The 18,074-nt window shown below is 46.6% G+C and carries 21 protein-coding genes and 1 pseudogene; 8 read left to right on the top strand and 14 right to left on the bottom strand.

Annotated features, from left to right (window positions below; all coding sequences use genetic code 11):
* Window positions 1-726: 726 nt before the first annotated feature.
* Both VLG36_04510 and VLG36_04505 read right to left on the bottom strand, forming a co-directional pair.
* The gene (locus VLG36_04510) at window positions 727-954 is read right to left on the bottom strand and encodes a hypothetical protein (GenBank protein ID HSW78034.1); all 228 of its coding nucleotides are present in this window, start codon (window positions 952-954) and stop codon (window positions 727-729) included.
* A 249-nt stretch (window positions 955-1,203) separates the two neighbouring features.
* Window positions 1,204-1,647, bottom strand: a complete 444-nt coding sequence (locus tag VLG36_04505) for a helix-turn-helix domain-containing protein (GenBank protein ID HSW78033.1) — start codon at window positions 1,645-1,647, stop codon at window positions 1,204-1,206.
* Window positions 1,648-1,781: 134 nt separating this feature from the next.
* Between VLG36_04505 and VLG36_04500 the strand changes: the two genes are divergently transcribed.
* From VLG36_04500 to VLG36_04490, 3 genes are all read left to right on the top strand, one after another.
* Entirely contained in the window at window positions 1,782-3,044 is a 1,263-nt protein-coding gene (locus VLG36_04500) for an MFS transporter (GenBank protein HSW78032.1), read from the top strand.
* Window positions 3,045-3,107: 63 nt separating this feature from the next.
* A complete protein-coding gene (locus VLG36_04495; protein ID HSW78031.1) occupies window positions 3,108-3,896 on the top strand; it encodes an SDR family oxidoreductase in 789 nt (262 codons plus the stop codon).
* A 38-nt stretch (window positions 3,897-3,934) separates the two neighbouring features.
* Window positions 3,935-4,162 (top strand): hypothetical protein, encoded by a 228-nt coding sequence (locus VLG36_04490; protein ID HSW78030.1) that lies wholly within the window; start codon window positions 3,935-3,937, stop codon window positions 4,160-4,162.
* 101 nt (window positions 4,163-4,263) lie between these two features.
* Here VLG36_04490 and VLG36_04485 read toward each other — a convergent pair whose 3' ends face one another.
* Both VLG36_04485 and VLG36_04480 read right to left on the bottom strand, forming a co-directional pair.
* Window positions 4,264-5,676, bottom strand: coding sequence for a DUF1861 family protein (locus VLG36_04485; GenBank protein HSW78029.1), 1,413 nt, complete (start codon window positions 5,674-5,676; stop codon window positions 4,264-4,266).
* 217 nt (window positions 5,677-5,893) lie between these two features.
* Window positions 5,894-6,310 carry a hypothetical protein gene (locus VLG36_04480; protein HSW78028.1) on the bottom strand — a complete coding sequence of 139 codons (417 nt, stop codon included), beginning with the start codon at window positions 6,308-6,310 and terminating at the stop codon, window positions 5,894-5,896.
* Between the two features lie 125 nt (window positions 6,311-6,435).
* On the opposite strand from VLG36_04480, the gene VLG36_04475 reads away from it, so the two are divergent.
* Complete coding sequence (locus tag VLG36_04475) at window positions 6,436-7,182, top strand: GDSL-type esterase/lipase family protein (protein ID HSW78027.1); 747 nt, start codon at window positions 6,436-6,438, stop codon at window positions 7,180-7,182.
* Window positions 7,183-7,346: 164 nt separating this feature from the next.
* Here VLG36_04475 and VLG36_04470 read toward each other — a convergent pair whose 3' ends face one another.
* The 4 genes from VLG36_04470 to VLG36_04455 all read right to left on the bottom strand — a co-directional run bounded on the left by VLG36_04470 (window position 7,347) and on the right by VLG36_04455 (window position 9,817).
* Window positions 7,347-7,766, bottom strand: coding sequence for a VOC family protein (locus VLG36_04470; protein HSW78026.1), 420 nt, complete (start codon window positions 7,764-7,766; stop codon window positions 7,347-7,349).
* Between the two features lie 76 nt (window positions 7,767-7,842).
* Window positions 7,843-8,667 (bottom strand): helix-turn-helix domain-containing protein, encoded by an 825-nt coding sequence (locus VLG36_04465; GenBank protein ID HSW78025.1) that lies wholly within the window; start codon window positions 8,665-8,667, stop codon window positions 7,843-7,845.
* A gap of 156 nt (window positions 8,668-8,823) precedes the next feature.
* Window positions 8,824-9,417 (bottom strand): hypothetical protein, encoded by a 594-nt coding sequence (locus VLG36_04460; protein ID HSW78024.1) that lies wholly within the window; start codon window positions 9,415-9,417, stop codon window positions 8,824-8,826.
* Window positions 9,418-9,565: 148 nt separating this feature from the next.
* Window positions 9,566-9,817: a hypothetical protein gene (locus VLG36_04455; GenBank protein HSW78023.1), complete on the bottom strand. Its 252-nt coding sequence runs from the start codon at window positions 9,815-9,817 to the stop codon at window positions 9,566-9,568.
* A 365-nt stretch (window positions 9,818-10,182) separates the two neighbouring features.
* On the opposite strand from VLG36_04455, the gene VLG36_04450 reads away from it, so the two are divergent.
* Entirely contained in the window at window positions 10,183-10,308 is a 126-nt protein-coding gene (locus VLG36_04450) for a hypothetical protein (protein HSW78022.1), read from the top strand.
* Window positions 10,309-10,408: 100 nt separating this feature from the next.
* Here the strand turns inward: VLG36_04450 and VLG36_04445 are convergent, their stop codons facing one another.
* Both VLG36_04445 and VLG36_04440 read right to left on the bottom strand, forming a co-directional pair.
* Complete coding sequence (locus VLG36_04445; protein HSW78021.1) at window positions 10,409-10,840, bottom strand: hypothetical protein; 432 nt, start codon at window positions 10,838-10,840, stop codon at window positions 10,409-10,411.
* Window positions 10,841-11,796: 956 nt separating this feature from the next.
* Window positions 11,797-12,402, bottom strand: coding sequence for a hypothetical protein (locus VLG36_04440; GenBank protein ID HSW78020.1), 606 nt, complete (start codon window positions 12,400-12,402; stop codon window positions 11,797-11,799).
* A gap of 426 nt (window positions 12,403-12,828) precedes the next feature.
* On the opposite strand from VLG36_04440, the gene VLG36_04435 reads away from it, so the two are divergent.
* A complete protein-coding gene (locus VLG36_04435; protein HSW78019.1) occupies window positions 12,829-13,128 on the top strand; it encodes a hypothetical protein in 300 nt (99 codons plus the stop codon).
* Between the two features lie 1,279 nt (window positions 13,129-14,407).
* On the opposite strand, the gene VLG36_04430 is transcribed toward VLG36_04435, so the two are convergent.
* Window positions 14,408-14,605 carry a hypothetical protein gene (locus VLG36_04430; GenBank protein HSW78018.1) on the bottom strand — a complete coding sequence of 66 codons (198 nt, stop codon included), beginning with the start codon at window positions 14,603-14,605 and terminating at the stop codon, window positions 14,408-14,410.
* A 210-nt stretch (window positions 14,606-14,815) separates the two neighbouring features.
* Between VLG36_04430 and VLG36_04425 the strand changes: the two genes are divergently transcribed.
* On the top strand, window positions 14,816-15,019 hold the full coding sequence (locus VLG36_04425; protein ID HSW78017.1) for a hypothetical protein: 204 nt from the start codon (window positions 14,816-14,818) through the stop codon (window positions 15,017-15,019).
* Window positions 15,020-15,663: 644 nt separating this feature from the next.
* Window positions 15,664-15,903: a hypothetical protein gene (locus VLG36_04420; protein HSW78016.1), complete on the top strand. Its 240-nt coding sequence runs from the start codon at window positions 15,664-15,666 to the stop codon at window positions 15,901-15,903.
* A gap of 441 nt (window positions 15,904-16,344) precedes the next feature.
* On the opposite strand, the pseudogene VLG36_04415 reads toward VLG36_04420, so the two are convergent.
* The 3 genes and pseudogenes from VLG36_04415 to VLG36_04405 form a co-directional block, all read right to left on the bottom strand.
* Window positions 16,345-16,617 (bottom strand): annotated as a pseudogene (locus tag VLG36_04415) (IS5/IS1182 family transposase).
* Window positions 16,618-16,931: 314 nt separating this feature from the next.
* Entirely contained in the window at window positions 16,932-17,171 is a 240-nt protein-coding gene (locus tag VLG36_04410; GenBank protein HSW78015.1) for a hypothetical protein, read from the bottom strand.
* A gap of 407 nt (window positions 17,172-17,578) precedes the next feature.
* Entirely contained in the window at window positions 17,579-17,782 is a 204-nt protein-coding gene (locus tag VLG36_04405; GenBank protein ID HSW78014.1) for a hypothetical protein, read from the bottom strand.
* Window positions 17,783-18,074 lie beyond the last annotated feature (292 nt).

Genomic DNA, 18,074 nt, shown 5'->3' with positions numbered 1-18,074 from the left:
TGAAGATTGTCTGGATTACAATTTCTACCGGCCGCACAGCATGCTCCGCATGCTGACGCCCGTGGAATACCTCCAAGGCATTCCAGGCTACGAGAATGCTACACTGGATATTAGTGTCCTATATGTTTAGGAGCCCGACCTTTTGCAAAAAAATAAGATCAATAAAGGTGAATATTGGCTATAGATCATAAATGTAATATTTTTATCGTTCACTAGTTTTTTGAGGGCCACATAACTACGAAGTTGTAGCAATGCACCCCTAGCCTACTTCTTCCTCGGTCCGAAGCCAAGTCCGCCCTTAGGGGGATCAGCTGGTCCGAAGCCCTTTGGTTTCAGGTTCGGGTAGAAGGCAACCCTTTTGCCCGCCAAGTTAGGCGCTGCAAGTGGAGGTCTCACTTCGTACCACTTGTTGCATTTCTTACAGACAGAGTACCACCCCACGAACGTATTGAAAATTGCATATTCCGTGAGAGCATCCTTCTTTCTGTGAAAGCTGCATCTCCTGAACTCCTGTGTCGAATCATAGTGCGCCTGCTTGGTGGTCTGCTGCCTCATACCTGGTCGACGACGAGTAGGACAGGCATAGTATACTATAAAAATATGGCGTACAACATTACTCTGGTGTACCTCGCACGGGTCTGCCTCCAATAAAAATAGCCCTTTTTCAGTGGAGGCCAGCTGTAACTCGCTCCGAGTCACAGCTGGCCTTGCAGGGTGCTTGAGATCCTACTCCTGGGAGCGGGGACGCACGTAGAGGTGCGGATCAGTGGGCGACGGCCCCCAGATCGCGACGAAGTCCGTCTTCAGCGTCTCCCGTGCCTGTTCCAGCTGGTGGTAGTCATCTGACTTCACCAACACGCCCCCATGTCGGGGGTCGAGGATGAAGTCGGAGACGGCCAGACCAGCGGCGGACAAGGCATCTCGGATCTCATCTTGCAGCTCATCCAGCGACATGTTCAATGACCTTTCTCGGGTCTCTTGTGTTGCCTGACATAGTGTATTATAGCGTACTGCGCAGTGACTCGTTTACTCTAGATTGTCTATGGATGTCGCTCTCTATCAAGAGAGGACAAAGCTAAGCCTAAATGTGGTGAGAATTGATATGATTTTTCTAGCTCCTAGATCTTTAGGGTTGAAAAACCTTTTGAAAATAAAATATCGCAGATGTCTTCTGCACCTGCTTCTGCGCTTCAAATCAAAGACCTATTGAAGTGTCTGTATAAAAGGCTGCGTATTACCCGCTCGTAAATGTGCTTGGATTGCATCGATAAGATGTTGGCGGTTTTCAAGGGCCATTTTTGCAAGCGCCACATCGGGTCCGCTCTCTATCGCGTGTTGTTTGGCGCTCCAGATAAGCATCTCAATAAGCAAAGGCACTAAGTCTAGGCCGGGCTGCGCAAGGGAGTAAATGAACCTTGTCTTATTGGCCAAATCTCGTTTTTTATTGATGATCTCTTCCGTTTCGAGCATTGCTAAACGGTTTGACAGTATATTGGTTGCGATTTTTTCATCGGATGCTAGAAATTCACCATATGTTTTCTTACCAAATACGGCAATATCTCGAATAATGAGCAGACTCCATTTGTCGCCAATTATTTCAAGTGGGTAGTTAATAGGACAATCTGATCGAAGTTCCTGTTTCTTCATGAACGTATTTTAACACAAAATGCTTGCTATTTGCAAGTATGTATTATACACTTGCAAAATACAAGTAATATTAATGGGAGTAAATGAACCATGAAGACATATGTAATTAACCAGAAAAAAGAGACGGGCATGTAATGGCTAAGAAAGATAGATTCAAAAATAGCGCACTTCCTATCGTGCTATTTACCATTTTCTTGGATTCGGTTGGCGTTGGGATCCTATTCCCTATTCTTCCCCAGCTTGTTTCTAAGGTATTTATGCCAGCTGGTTTTTCGCCAACGGGAGCGCTTATTATGCTCGGGTGGCTTGCCGGTATTTATCCGCTTATGCAGTTCCTTGCAACGCCAATTCTTGGTCAGTTGTCGGATCGTTTTGGCCGTAAACCCATACTTGCTTCAAGTTTAGCGGGTACGGCAATAGGCTACTTGCTCTTTGGTGTAGGAATTCTCACAAAGAATATTCCCCTGCTCTTTAGTGCGCGTGTACTAGCCGGTATTGCCGGAGGAAACCTAAGTGCAACCCGTGCCATTGTTGCTGATACAAGTAGTGCAGAAGAACGAACGAAGAAGTTTGGACTTCTCGGTGCCGCATTCGGCATGGGCTTTGTCATGGGACCATGGCTTGGTGCGAGACTGTCTGTTGCGAACGCTTCTTTCTTTGGCCTTCATGCGCCTAGTTGGTTCAGTATGGCAACACCCTTCTGGTTTGCAGCAACTCTCGGTGCGATCAATATGCTCCTTACGCTCCTTATCCTGCCTGAGACAAACAAGTACATAAATCGTACGGCTAAAATCGTATGGACGAAGTCGCTAAGCAACATAAGCAGAGCGATGACTTCTCCTCAATTGAGCGTCATTTTCAGCGCAGAGTTTCTATTCTGGGGAGGATTTGCCTTCTTCACAACCTTCCTACCTCTACAGCTTATTGAGAAGCACCACTTTACACCAGGTAATGTTGGAGACTTCTTCGCATACATTGGTATTTGTATTGCGGTTGTTCAAGGTGCATTAATACCGGTACTCGCTAAACGCTTCAAGAATTACCAAATTGTGCGAGTTGCGTTATTCGGCATGGCGGGCGCATTACTTTTACAGGTGTTTACACAAAATACTTTTGAGGTAATGATCGTCGGTGCGATTATAGCAACTTTCTTCTCTATCTTTATGACTAATTCGAGTGCTCTCGTAAGCTCATCATCAAGTGCAGATATCCAGGGTGAAGTACTCGGTATCGAGGCAAGCATGCAGGCATTAGGAGAGTCCATTCCAGCCATTATTGCAGGGTATGTTGCGACAATGGGTATCTACGCACCAAACATAACAGGATCTATTGTTGTCTTCGCTGGAGCTTTGCTCTTTGTCGGTTTCTATCGTATATCGAAAGGAGTGGTCCGTTAAGCGAGACTGAATAATTTTAAGAAAAAACTGAACGAGACATATAAGAAAGAATAAGGGGAATCTATGGAATCAACAAATATGCTAAAGAATAAGACGGCAATCATTTACGGTGCGGGTGGCGCCATAGGCAGCGCAGTGGCAAAAGCCTTCGCCCGAGAAGGGGCGCACGTATTCTTGACCGACCTTCATTTAGATCCAGTCCAGAATTTGGCTGAACTGATTACTAGTCATGATGGTCGGGCCGAAGCAGCGATCGTTGACGTGCTTGATGCTAAAGCTGTACAAGAACATTTGGATAACGTCGTGTCTAAGGCGGGAAAAGTAGACATATCATTTAACGCAATGAGCCTTCCTCAGACAGGCATACAGGGTACGTCACTTGTTCAACTTTCGCTCGATAACTTCACAAGGCCGATTCATGCCTATATGACCGGACACTTCTTGACGATGAGTGCGGCTGGACGACAGATGGCTACGCAGGGATCGGGGGTACTATTGACTATTACGGCTTCACCTGGTGAAACGGGTGCACCGCTGCTTGGTGGTATGGGGCCGTCTTGGATGGGTATTGAATCACTGACACGTGACTTTGCTCTTGAGCTTGGACCACAAGGAGTTCGTGCTGTAACGATGCGCTCGTCAGGTCTTCCGGAGACTGAGACACTGAAGACGGTTGTTGGTCAACATGCGCAGACGCTTGGCATGACATCTGAAGCATACCTTGAGATGATGCGTCAGCGTACGTTCTTACATCGCTTGCCGAATCTAGAAGAAACAGCCGAGGGTGCTGTCTTCCTGGCTTCTGATATGGCGAGCGCTGTTAGCGGTACCGCGGTTAACTTTACTTGTTAAATAATAAACATAGGATTATTTAGGAGCCACGGACAGTAATGAAAAAACCGAAAAGCAGTAAATGGTTTCGACGAGTTCGAAGAAGTTATGTGCCGATAACATGGGAAGGGCTATGTATCTATACGATCTATGCGCTGTACATTATCACCGTGGTTATCATGTGGTATGAATACGGTCATGGACTATGGAGTTTGCTCGTCAATGTGATTCCGCTTGTTGTTGGAGCTATGCTTCTCACTCAGTTCGTGGCATCCAAGAATGCCTAGTATTAGAAAAGCTGGCCTAGGTAGATTCTACCCAGGCCAGCTTTCTTCAGTATTTAAAAGGTTAAGATTTTGCTAAGATGTGTTAACGACTTATATAAAAACTAATTAAGCGTTTCAATACGAAGACCTGCAAACGGATCGTCGATATCGACATAGCCAGCTTTTAGATCAGAAATACCACAGTAAAGTCGGAGCTTTCCGTTTGGTAGAAGGACAGCGCCACCAGGATAGATAACCCTATCAAGGTCGTCACGCTCAATGCGGCGACCAACCAGTCCTTCGAACGCTTCTTTGGCAACAATGATTTTAACCTCTTCAGTCGTATTAGAGTTGGGATCATAGATATAACTTGTTGCGCAGTATTCTCGTTCCTCTGTACTACGATTGATGTATGTCGCAATATGTCCAATCATGCCAATTCGTCTCTTTTTCCTACTCGGATCCGAGTTGTTCTCGTCTTCTTCGTTTTTGGCTTTCAGCGGCCAGCCGAAGTTGGGCCCTACCCATTCTCCATCTTGACAAAGATCAGGGATAACCGTCGAGGTATCGAGAATTGCTTCTTGCAACCCGCTGATGAACTCTTCCCTAGTTGTAGCTGTAAACTCAGCATAGGTAACAACACCAGGTCCAAATTCGGCCCCTTGACCACTTTGAGGACGGTTAAAGACACCCCAACGATTATCGCCAAGATAGACGATGCGCGTTCCTTTGCGATCTTCTGGTCCCACGGCAACTCTTTCTAGGTCGTTGATTGAGCTGCCGATAAAGAATTCTTGATGATACGGGAAGCGTTTTTTATCGGGCGCGCTTGCAAGTGGTCGAAAGCTCCTGGCTATTACTGCTGTCATTGCCAAAAGAGGTTCCCTATTAAGCTTACCCTCTGCTACGCTCGGATCCTGATGAGAGTCGGGCTTATTAGGCATATCGGGAGGTGTGTACGAAGAAACATTTTCGAAATTTGGCTGTATGAAGACGGGCGTAAGTGCCGGCTCGTAGGGTGTTTCATCCTCTATAAAATCGATCGTGTCATATGGTAGTTGCCTCTTCGTGTCTAGCTGCCAGACTCCAGTATCTGGCGGTCCTCCGGGCGAGTTCTTAGGCTGGAAGTAGAATCCCACGCGGGCTCCTTCAGTACCCTCAATCTCCTTACGTACAGCGATATACCATCGCTCTTCAGACTCCCCCTCGTCATTCTCTACAGTCTGCTGGAAAGCTTGAGAACAATTATAACCGATGTACCCTTTATCGAGTTCGAACTCCAGTAGGACGCCGCGAGGAATGGGCTCTCCTCGTTCATGTAAAGGCTCGGTATATTCATGGTGTAGCTCTGTGAGCGACTTACCATTTCTTGATACAGCTCTCATCGGTGCTTCGTGCTGATGGGGTGATAGGAACAGCACAACTGTTGTTCCAAGGCGGCGGACTGAAGTAGCGATGTCCTCGAGTGAATCTATCTCAAGATCGGCTGAAGACGTCTCTCGGGCTCTTTGAAGTTCATGATGTGATGTTGTCATTGGCTTATGATGTCCTTATGTTATTAAAAGTTGGCCTCGCTACAAAGGAAACCGGTCGAATATATATAGTAGTACTTTATTGCAGGAATATCAAATGAATTTAATTTCTATCATTTTTTCCACCAAGCACATTCTTAGATGTTCGATCATCGCCTCTCTTCTATGCGATGGAGCTATCTTGTCATCTCATCTTAAGATGACGCTACCGTACTGTGTTCTAGCTCTTTTTTGTAAGGTTGTTGAACTGTGATAGAAACTCAGCGTATGCTTCACGCATTGCATGTAGCCGCTCGTTGTGCGGAGCGGATACGAGACCATCGTTAGCGACTTGGACTGCTACCCTCAAAGATAATAACCTGTGAGTGATCGCTTGCTCCCACCCGCGAACATCAAGTTGGTATTCTAGAAAACGTCCACCTTTCGATGTCGGTTGGCATTGTACCATCTTAGCGCGCAATAAACCGTTTAGTGCTGTATTCACGGAACCCTTTGATAAGTGTAGCGCTGATTCAATATCTGAAGCTGTCTGCGTTGAGGGCTCGCAGATAGTCAGATATGCTAATACGCTCGACATGCTTGCCGTCATGCCGCCTGTTCTAAAGAAGTCGGACAGCGCTTTATACGTTGTATCCATGATTACTATTATGACATAGAAATAATTTTCAAAAAATATTGAAAGCATATGCATAATGCGTTACTATCAAGATGCGTAAACAATTATTCAAGTATGTATATAGTGATTTGAATGGCGGAAGATATATGAAAAATCAGATACAAAAGAAAAATGAAATCGTTGCCTGTGTCGGCTCAAGTACGGCAGCTGCGCACGGTGTATTTAACTGGCTCAAGGAGCTTAAGCAGCGGCCGCAGAACAGCCGTTTTACCTTCGTTAATCGTGGTGTTGGCGGTGATGTTGCATATAGCACTCTTCAGCGTCTTCCTAAGACCATTGCTCTCCATCCAGATCGCGTCATCCTTATTATTGGTGCAAATGATATCCTTAACCAGGTTTTTCCAAATGTTCAAAAAATGCTCGGCGGGTGGAAAAAACTACCAGAGAAGTCGTCACCTAAATGGTTTCGCGAGAATCTGACGGCGATCGTGAGCGAACTAAAGGCTAAGACGTCAGCGCGCGTTGGCTTGGTATCACTAGCACTCGTCGGCGAAGATCCAAACTCTAGTAATCCAAAACAGGCGGAGCTCAATAAACTGTTCGCGGAGTTTGCAGAAATTATCAAGGATGTCGCCAAACAAGAAGGCGTGGATTATATTCCCTTTTATGAACGATTTGAGGAGCAGCTTGTGACCGACCCAGGTAAGGCATTTACTGAGTTCCGCTTTCGCTCATTCTTCCGCGATTATTATTGGCGTGAGTTTATTCGACGGCACACCTTCGACGAAATCGCCGAGATGAACGGCTGGAAATACCATGTTGATGGTGTACATCTCAATACTCGGGGCGGGATGATTCTCGCTGACGTTGTTCAAGAATTTCTTGATAAATAGAGAACTCCCTTTTTCCTTATCGCTGCCGGATTCTTGAAAGGGAATCCGGCAGCATCAGTATGCAAGAGACGCTAGTCTAAACTCTTGACGAAGACTTAAAGTGTAAAGTTGACGAAGTTAGAATGTTGCTTGATGAGCAGGACTATTAGCGCTTGACTGAAGCATTAAGCCTTGCCTTCTCCTTGGAACATCCAGCGTACACCGTACTTATCTGTAAGGGCGCCATAAGAGCCGAACGGCATCGCTCGCAATTCATCGAGCGTTTCTTGATTTGCTCCAATCGATAGTTGTTCAAAAATGTGTTTTAGTTCATCGTATGATGCTTCGCTAATGTAAGCACAGGTAGCGGTGCCTTCAATACGGGCGCGCTGTGGCAACAGCCAATCAGATGCCGAGAACTCAATACCATTACTAACGAGTCGTGAGTTCACGACGCGGTTTTGTTGTTCAGGCGTGAATTGCGCTTTCATAGGTGATTCATTTACTTTGGTTATGGCTAGGTCGCCACCAAAGCATTTTTGATAGAATTGCATCGCTTCTTCACAATTACCATCGAATAAAAAATAGGGGGTTGCTTTTGACATTATTTCTCCTTTGTTTAGATGTTACGTCTCTATTCTATGTCTATTTATGCAATCGGTATTGTACGGAAGCGCCCATTTATATGTACGCAACGCCGCTCTCGTCTTGTCGGAACTCGCTAATCGACTGCGTCAGAGCTGTTGGAGTAAGCCATGAGAATGCCTTTATATCGCGGATAAAATGAGATTGGTCATGGTAATTAAGCGCGTAGGCAATATCAGAAAGTTTTTGATACTGTCCGCTCCACATCAGATACAGCGCTGCGTTTACCCGTTGAATTTGTATGAATTTTTGAGGTGTGCAGCCGATAAATAACGCAAAGCGTTTCTGTAGCCTTCGCTCACTGACATTAAAGTGCGTAGCTAGTTTGTTTACAGTTATAGTAGCGATGTGTTCATCGATGAAGGCAATGCTTTCCTCAACAAGGACATCCCTTCGTCCGTGCTGAGATAGCTGAGCGGTGAGGAAGTTTTCAATATCTCGAATGCGTGTTTCTATATCATCCGTGCGCAGCAGTTCTACTTGCAAATCTGTAGCGCCGAATTCGGATGCCTCGAAGGGTTTTGAGACAATGTCAGTACCATCTATATCAAAAAGCGTTTTCAAGGCCCAGGGTTTGAACGCAACTTGAATGGTTGTGTACTGTCCTTTCCTGAAACGCATAATACTTGGCTCCAGTCGGCAGCCGTGAAGGAACAATGGCGGCAGATAACAGTAATTTTCTGAACGCGTTGCGATACTCTCTATACATGGACCCGTCGAACTAAAGTGAAAAACTATACCAGGTACAACGAGTGCACACGTTTTTACTTCTATCGCCTCCTTCATAGATCCTTGTATTACGCGTATACCGGTAATGTCACGCTGGAGTTCGAGTGGTGGCGTATAGAGTTTATTGTGCATGATACATATAGTATAAATTATTGATTTGACGCTGTAGGTGAGATAGTCATATAAAAAGCAGCGTTTCTGCTGCTCATTAGGTTAAACTTTTCTTAGTATTGCGTACGCCTGTCGGGTAGAGTCTCCTCTACCCGACAGGCGGTGTTCCGTCTCGTGCTAGGCGAGGATCTTCTTTGTGATCTCGCCGATCTTTGTCCCGTCGTCCATCTCGCAGCGTCGAATTTCATCGGCGTGAGCGAAATAGATGTGAGGCTGTTCGACCGCGGATGCACTCAGGAGCTTTCTCATTGCTCCACGCGGAATGCGTACATCGAAGGTCTCGATCAGATACGCGGTGCGCTTCTCCGGCACGTCACGAATCGTCACCGAGTCGTAGCGAACGAATCTCCTGAACGCCTCTCGGACGGTATGGAGATCCCTTGCCTGAAGGATACGGGTTTCATCCACCAGCTCCTCAGTCAGTTCGCGAAGGACAGTCGTCTCTCGCTGTTCGCGACGCCCAAACCATTCGACGACGTCCTCCACTCGCGCGTCATCGACGCGAAAGCGAAGGTCGCTGCCCTGCTCGAAGTCGTACGCTCCGAGGGTTCGGGAGATGTGCTCGATTTCATCAGGTTGAGCATCGAACGCACCTCCAATCGGGGACAGTAGCCGGCCGTGACCTCTCTTGAGCCTTCCGGCGTTAACGAGTAGGGCAAATCGCCCACTCGGATCTTGCAGACGAGCAAAGCCCGTACAGCTAATCCTCACTGCAGCCTCCCTGGTTTTCGATTGGAAACATGGCTATTATAATACATAGTATGTCGTTAGACAAATGAAGACTCATGACTTTTCAGTCTGATCCGCAACTCTTTTTAATACTAGTATCTCGGGACGGGCGTAGGAAGAAAGTCACTCCCTAGCCAGGAATATGCCTGCAGTTGATAACTACTATGTATCTACATAAGTTATCAACAAGAGGAACTCCAGGCGTAATATCGCCGCTTGATTCTGGTACGAGACGGTACTTCTTCCCAAGCTTTACAACTCGATCGTTTGTCGGGCCACCACTCTTCTTACCGAACTTCCCTAGTCTGTGTTGAATGATATCGTCAACATGAATATTTCGGCCTGATTTGTCTTTGAATCCAGTGTCCTCGCCTTTTTCCATACGGTTATCATAGCATATACAAATTGCGTTTTTGATAGTATCGTATCTGGTTTTCCGAAAACGCTACTGTGCTCTTTGCACCTTCGTGTACATGCGCTTTAACACAAGTTGCATAGATTAAGCCACCAATACGGCGAGCTCGTATACTCCTGAACTGTCGTTATTTTACCGTCGCGAATCCTGTGTGCATACGCTGCGGCATATCTAGACATAGAGGATAAAAGGTATCCGAACTCTTACATAGTAAAAAGTCTACAGCTCAATCTGTAGACTTTCTTATAATTTCATGGCTGGAGGAGGCGGACTAATATAACTTTTGAGGATAAGGACGTTGAATGTGATGTTCAAGAAATCCCGTCAGACGCATGCTCGACCAAGCAAAATCAACAACTAATTCTAAAGAGGCTATGGACTCCGGTAAGATTTTGATCTGTAACTTTGCACACGGCGAAATCGAAGAGGACGGGTTGGCGTTATTCGGCAGTGTTTAGTCTTGCACATCATGATCACTTCTAACTATTCGACGCATTGATGCAGCAAAATCGGATAGGAAGGTGGCTCACTCAGAGCCACCTTCCTATTCACCAGACGTCACTCAGCCGGAACGATGCTGGCAGAGCCGCCACCAGCACCTCCGTACCCTCCCGCCACGACCTTCCTGGCTGCTTCCTGAGTACTGAAGCGAAACGCTTCAGGCTGGCTTCTCTTGTCGGAGCTCCAGCGATAGACACCATCCTTGAGAATCAAGTAGAACGTCTGTCGCCCACCCTCGGTTTTAATAATGAACCCGCCGTGGGTTCGGGAAGACCGTGGTGGCGAAAGCGGGTCCGGGACAATCCGGGCGAGTGCTTGTTCGTGCTCACGATGCTTGAGAGTCACCTCACCTGCTTCCTCTTGCGTACCGAAGCGCTGAGCAGCCTGGAGCCCTTCGGCTCCAGGAACCCACATGAACCCACGCTTACGCTTGTCAGTCGCGACGAAATAGTATTTGCCACGACGACCTTCTGCGCAGATTATGTACATTAGTGAACTCACTCCTATCGATATTCATCTCAGAACAACTGGACTGCGCTACATCTCTACATCTATCGCCTCGCTCTCGCAAATGGTGCACTCTCTAGTATGCCTCATCTCTTGTCATTTTGAAATACTCCTAGCGTTACCTTGCGTTTTGCTGTCCATAAGCATGACGCTCGAATCACTAACAGAGAAGAATGGTGTGTATCACCCGAGTGAGGGATTAGAACCCCCTAATTCCAATAAATATGTCCAATAGAAATCTTTTCTCTCATAATAGACGTAGTATAGTTTTTCTTACAGTTCTGCTCTAACGCCCAACAAAGGACATTAGAGCAGAACCTTTAAGGATTACACAGAACAATTGCGACCGCAAGACACGGTCTCTGGGCCCCAGTGGTGCTTGTCACGGTTGTGGCCACAGCCGGGAGTCTCGCATGTGGTGCCCTGACCGATGAACTGTGCACAAATGCAGGGTTTTCTGCGCTTCCACCCGTGACACATTCCGCGTCTAGTCCCACCTGAAGTACTAGCCTCACTCGGCGATTGCATACTATGGTTCCCCTACTGTCTCTTTTTAGAGGAGACTCTCTTGCCAGAATCTCTGACAGACTTAATATATCACTCTCGACCGAGAACATAAAGCATAGTACTTAGTCTTCGTGCGTGTAATCAATAAAAGTCCGATTAACTCATCCGCTCACTTTACAAGAGCTAGTATAGCTATTTGTTTACCGTTACCCGTAAACAAACTAGTTTGGGGATAGAGCTTGATTGTATACCGATTTATAAAGCCAAACAAGCAAATCACTAGTGTTAATTAGCGACTTTTTATGGTTGAGGAGAGGACTCCTAACTAAGACTTTTGAGGATGTTGAGAAGACTCAAATCTAGAACATGACATTCGATTGATACGACAGCTTCTTGAAGAAATGAGAGCGAATCGGAGCAAAACCATAAATCTATTTTTTCCTCTTCGCTGCGTCGTCTATCTGCTTCTGTAAATCCGCATTCTTTTTGATCTTTTCCAGCGCAGCTAACCTTGCATCCTCAGCTTCTTTTTCTCGTCTCTTTGCAGCAGCGATAGATGCCCGTTCCGCTATCGCCTTTTGTCGGGCCTGAGTTTTTTCGTTTGACGAGTCATCTTTTCCGCCGGTCGTCTTAGCAAAATATATGCCGTCGTCTAAATGATCTTCATCCGGCAATGTTGTTGCTAAATCGGAGTAAACATTGAATACTTGCGGCGTTTCGGCCGTTAGGGCGTCGGAGCTCGAGGAATCCAGCCATGCTTCTTGCGAGACAGGGCTTATAGTAGTCAGCGCGTCAAAGTCAAATGCCGGTTGGGGTTGTACGAGCCTAGTGTCGGCCTTGCCTCGTTCTTGCTGCAGGGCTGCTACTATTTTGTGTAGGCCCCCTCTTGCTATTGCTCGCGCCTGTATTGTGCGTACCTCCATAGTCTCTCGAGTGTATTTCATATACTCGCTTACTTTGTTGAGTACGGGAAAGTCCTCGCCTTCAAAGATAATATGCGGTGGAATGTATTCTGACACTTCTTGTACGCCTCTCATGTCACTAACGGATATACGCATATCCTACATACATTAAAGATGAGTGTCAATACCAGAAAGCTTTACACGTCAGGGAATGGTCAGCTAATTGCAGAACGATAGCCCCTGTCTTCGACTCTTTTAGTGTGATAACATATCAAAATTAAAAAAAGCAAATACCCTGTTCAAGATGTGACGGTCTCTTTTAGGCTTCAATCATAGAGATTTTAAGTCCCCGTCCGAAGAATCGGACGGGGACTAGCCATCATTGAAGAGTACTCGCCGTAAGTTCGATCTCAGCGCGTATTTGTGATTTCTAGTAGGTTATCAGGTAGCCGTGATCACAAGTCACTCATGTTTACCTCATGGCATATGGATAGGAGACGGTTGGAGAGAGTAATAACTTTCCAGACCCTCACGCTGTAGCGTGAGGGTCTGGGGCGAAGATTGTCAGGCGATCGGAGAGACGATCCTCATGTTGAGGCCATTACCCTGCACGGCCGACATCACGACATCACGTATGCTGTCATGAACTACCGCAGATCCATCAGCGTTGAAGTGCTTGATGAGGCCTCGCCGCACGAGAGTCTTTCGCGAGTTGTCACTGGTGATGACGAAGGAGTGATCCCGACAGACACGAACCAGATCCCAGAGCGCGGTAATACCCGCGGTCGATTTCTGCAGATCACTCAGAGAATCCATGATCGTGACGATAGCAGCCCTTTCGGCTCTGCCACCATTCTTTAGACGAATCATTAGGTGCCTTCCGCCGTTTGACGATATTCTACCTTATTTACTTTAAGCTATTATGGCGTAAATGCACAAGACAGTCTCTCCTTCACTCTTGTCGGGAAAGGGAAAGAAGTAATGACGATATGTCCTAAAAAGTAGTCCACAAGATAATTCATAAAAATACCTAGAACCACTCGCATTGCTGACATCACCTGGGCTACTGAAATGCCTACTGCCCGACTTAGCACTCGAGAAATGAGGCATACAAAATGAATATCAATGGCAGACGGAGCAAGATGATAGGTGTTCGAACTTTTTCGTAGCAAAAACCTAATCAGGACTAATATGCCTGATAATTCCGACCTATCGAACTGACTTCTTGAGCACGAAATACGAACTTCTCGGTACGATTTATTAGCTACAATCACAATAAAGTAAAGCCTTTACGAGAGAACGAGATATTTTTAGTAGAATTTGTAGTTAAAAATAAGTGCCCGACTGCGCTCTGTTCTTCGGCAGTACTTGATGCCAAGAGCGCGGTCGGGCACAGGTCCTAGGAACCGTAGTTGCGAGGCTCCCATCCAACTCTTCTAGCCAGATCTTTGAAGATGCGATCCAGATCCCTTCGACTCATGGGGTCGACCGGTCTGATCTCGAAACCAGTGGCGGTTTTCCTGATAGTGACCGTCTCAGGGAGCGCTGCATCCAGCATGTCCTTGTCTGGACCACCCGCAACGTTGAAGAGGAGAAAGCTGGGACTCCCCGTCGTACCTCCACCCTGAATCGAATAATTCGCTTCGGGACGCATTGACACTCCTTTTATCGGATGTCCTACCGTACTTTGGACTCATTTATTATACCAGAAAAACATTGAATTAATGGTCGTGCCGTACTTTACAAAAAACAACCTTAACATTAATGACGCAATCCAATCGGCTGAAAGCTTGCTGCGATCAACTCTCACTAGTCTCCACGCATGAAAACATCCCGCTATAGATTTCGGCGGATGTTTTCATCTCAAGTTGTCAATAAAGTGATTCGACCAATGGTCGGACGAAACTAGTTCGTAAATGGCTATCGCTAGCCGTTCTTGCAAGTTCGGAAAATAAATGCTCGTCATCTTAACCGTCGAGTAAGTGTCGTAAACAAGGTAATGCCACCGCACGTCACGTCTGCGGTGATGAAGCGATAACGCTTACGGACCTCATGTGGAGAAGTCACCCCATGTGCAGCATACAGTCGAGTGGACAGCAACATTACATGAATAATCTAGACGCCCACATTTTTTCTGATACTAGCTGTCGGAATCTGATCGCATAGCGTATTCCATCTTTTCGTTCCCCTCTCTCGCGACGATTGTACCGAGTTGGATGCCCTGACTGAGGAGAAGGCTAGTATTACCCCCTAGTTGCTTTTCGAGCTGAGACCGACTTTGCCACGCTCTACGTCGTAGGCAGCTCTCTAGTTCGGCGAGCGAGACGATTGCACTCATGATGGATCCTCTCTTTGAGACGATAGTACCGACTCAATTAATATACACCGATTATGTGTAATGATTCAATCTAGGAGCTAGCCTGTAAAATATATAGCTTCAATCATGAAAACGACGGCGTTATAAGGTTTCATATAGCGGCAGTTTGCGTTTATTTTTCGGTTAGAATAAAATAGTCATGCCGGTGTTGTCGTCCCGAAGGGAAATGCAATGAGTCAGATCGATAACGTCAAGAGTTACGTCTTGGGTAATCGCGGAGTGCACACTGCTATCAGTGTGCAGAACGTCCTGGGTGGCACTTACTCGCTGGAAACTATCCGCACTGCATTCGAGCAGCTCAAGGATACACCATCAAGCGGAGTTGAGTCAACGTCCAAGAGTCGCATCTGGTCTCCCGGTCGTAGAGCGCGGTAAGAGCCGCATGCCTCCTGAAGTCGTGTCATGCGACTTCAGGAGGCGATTTCATTATTAGTGCAATCCCCATATTTTGAAGAGATATAACCTATTCTCTTTGTTGTGTAGGCTACAAGCGTCACGACTGTAGTAGCTCATTAGGAGTTAAGCTGAACGAAGATACATCAAAAATTGACTAAATGTAGCGGCCCAGTCAATTCCATACATTCAATACACATTGATCTAAGATGCATGATCAGTTAGGAGCAATCACGACAAATGCCGCCAGTCTTACCTAACGGCCTGAAGCATAGTAGACTATGGGCCAGGTTCCGCAACGACACGCATTGCATCCTGTACATATCCAGGATGCCTTCATCTCTGACCAAATGAACATGACTCTGTAGGAGACAGTATAACTTTAGAGCTCATGTCGCCCTTGTTAGAGCTATACAACGTTACTCGATAAACCGTCTCACCTCAAGATGAGCACAAATACCCATTAAATAGATAGACACATGCGCAACATTAGATCAATACCTATGCGTGCTTATTAAAAACACCACTTGTGAGATAGAAACCCTCAACAGGAACTGTTGTTCGACCTTGATTTGCTGTAAATTATCATTTATACTAAAGATCTTCCTATCCTCCGCAAGAAAGCGGTGTTAAAAGTGAGGTTCTATAACTCACGCGACATCAACAAGTGTCGTGACCACAAGGGACTTCAGGAAGTTCCTGGGGAATTCCCCGTCGGACAGAACCTGGGTATGTGTGGAGAGTGTCACAAGACATTCTTCCGCGACAATACTGTCCAGATGAAGGTCGTGAAGGGGGTGCGTAAGCTCACCATCATGGGTGTAACCTACGTGTACACCCACGCCAAGGGTTGGATCAAGGAGTAGGATCACCGCCCACAAAAAGCGGGGGCATGGACAAGCAGGCATTAGCCGCTTGTCCATGCCAAATTTTACCTGTAATGCATAAAATCAGCTGAGGCTGATTTTATTTTTATCTGAATGATTTTACTCTGAGTGTTCAGACTAGTCAGCACAAGACAGCATACGCGTATTAATACTCTATAAATGTAGATACCTGGACTTACCTCCGGCTTGCCGCGCGGCGGTTGATTGAATCTTTCAACTTGGCTGGTGATCTTACACCCTTGACTCTAAAATACTAAAAGATAGTTTTCTTGTGTAGCTTGTCCGGCATTCACCCACAGATAAGGGTAATAAAGGAGATGTCAGAGCAAGGAGCAAGTTTATCTTGCGGCCAATCGCTAGTGCTTAAGAACCTATCGATATTGAAACACATGAAATCTTTAAGAACCCATTCCAAACCTCCTACAACCTTCTCAGTAATAACGCAACAAATGCCAACACGACCATTTGCAGACTTGTACTGAGCTTCGTCTCACAGTTCTTCCAGAGACGGTGGCATTTTTCGAGCCAGCCAAAGCTTCGTTCAACTACCTAGCGTTTCTCACCGGTGTAGCCTCCGTCAATGAGTAAATTGGTGACCTCACAAAGCGTATTCTTGTGCTGTTCCGCCATCTCAATTGCTCCCGCTCGGTCCGTGACGTTGGCTGTGGTTACATGAATCGCGTGTGGCAACCCATTTCTAGTTATTATGTGAGATTTGGAATGGGTTCTAATAGAAACTGCCATCTAGCGTTCTTTAAGCGCGTGACTGTGGCTCATCGACATACGCTCCGGACAGCAAGTAGAGCAGTCTTCACTACTGCGATACAGGTGTAACTTCCGTGTCTTAGGGAAACATGATTACTGTATAATACTGGCAATTCTACTTTCACTCCGTCTTATGCAATAAAAAGGACCCCATATCCATTGCATGCAAAAAGAGGAGTGTTCTTCATGTAAAACGTCCCTGCTCAAATTGAGCAGGGACTATCTAGGCATGTACGCATCACTCAGGTGATCGCGCCCGCCCTTACCAGGGCGGCCTTGTAGGTGTCACCGAGTCGGCGGAGGAGGTTGTCGGGGAGGTTGTCGGACATTTTGACCGTCACCCAGGGCCCTCGCGCCCCCTTCACCTCGATCTCGAGGTCGTGCACGCCCAGGTTCATCTCCTTCAGTGCCGCCATGAGGGCGTTCTGGAGAGTGTTCTCAGACACTCCCGGATCCACAGCCACTTTGATAGTGGATGACATCGTAATACTCCAGTCACTAGATGAGACTAACACTTTTACAATAACAATAAAGCCTAACGGTGTCAATAATGCCGTGTGGAGACTTCCTATGACATCAAGTAAACAGCTAAAGCTTCTCGAAGTGTACTCGTCATAAGGGCATGGTCGCCTTTCGTATCGGATTGACCCTTAAAACGTGAAGGGCCGTAGAACTTCTACCTATCCTCTGTATTTGCAAACGGTAGCTAATACAAGAGGAGGGATGTGTATGACACACCATCGCTTTACTCGAGACGATAGAGAAAGACGGACGGACTGCGCAAGATCTATCGAGGAGCTTTGTTGATGCGCGCCTAGCTTGCATTCTGCATGTAGAGATGAAAACCCCTGCTCAATTGAGCAGGGGGGGTGCACGCCGTAGGGGGAAGTTAGCCTCCCAGCTCCCTAAGACGGTCACTGTAGTACCTGGCGTAGAGCGTTGCGTCATCGTCATTTGCGGCGCGCACTGTCAAGACCAGTAGATCCTGCCTCTCGCGCTTGACGCTCATCACTTGTCGTCCATGGGGTCCTCCGCGTGTGATTCGGAGAGCCTGCATGATGATCTGATCGGATGCGCTCTTCTTGACGCTCATCTCGATATCTATCTCTTCCATTTGAAGATCCTTTTGCTCGATGAAGCCAACATCAATGAGATTAACAATAGATACCAGTTAAGTCAAGCTATTTGTACCTGAATCCCTAAACTCCCTCACTCCTTTAGTAATTGGTAAGCCAACAATGTCCGTACATAGTGAACGGCGTAGCCGTTCACCGAGCGGGGAAACGAACTCTGTAAGAAGAGATGTTCTTTAAGATAGTCAAAGACGCATTCAATCCGTGGTCGAGCCCGCAGCAGCGTTAGCTGCCAGCGGGCCAGTACTTTCT

The organism is Candidatus Chromulinivoraceae bacterium, assembly GCA_035478595.1.
In the GTDB taxonomy this organism is placed as follows: Bacteria; Patescibacteriota; Saccharimonadia; order Saccharimonadales; family Saccharimonadaceae; genus CAMLKC01.
The sequence above is the reverse complement of the archived record's forward strand: the minus strand, read 5'-3'. Positions and strand labels throughout refer to the sequence as shown.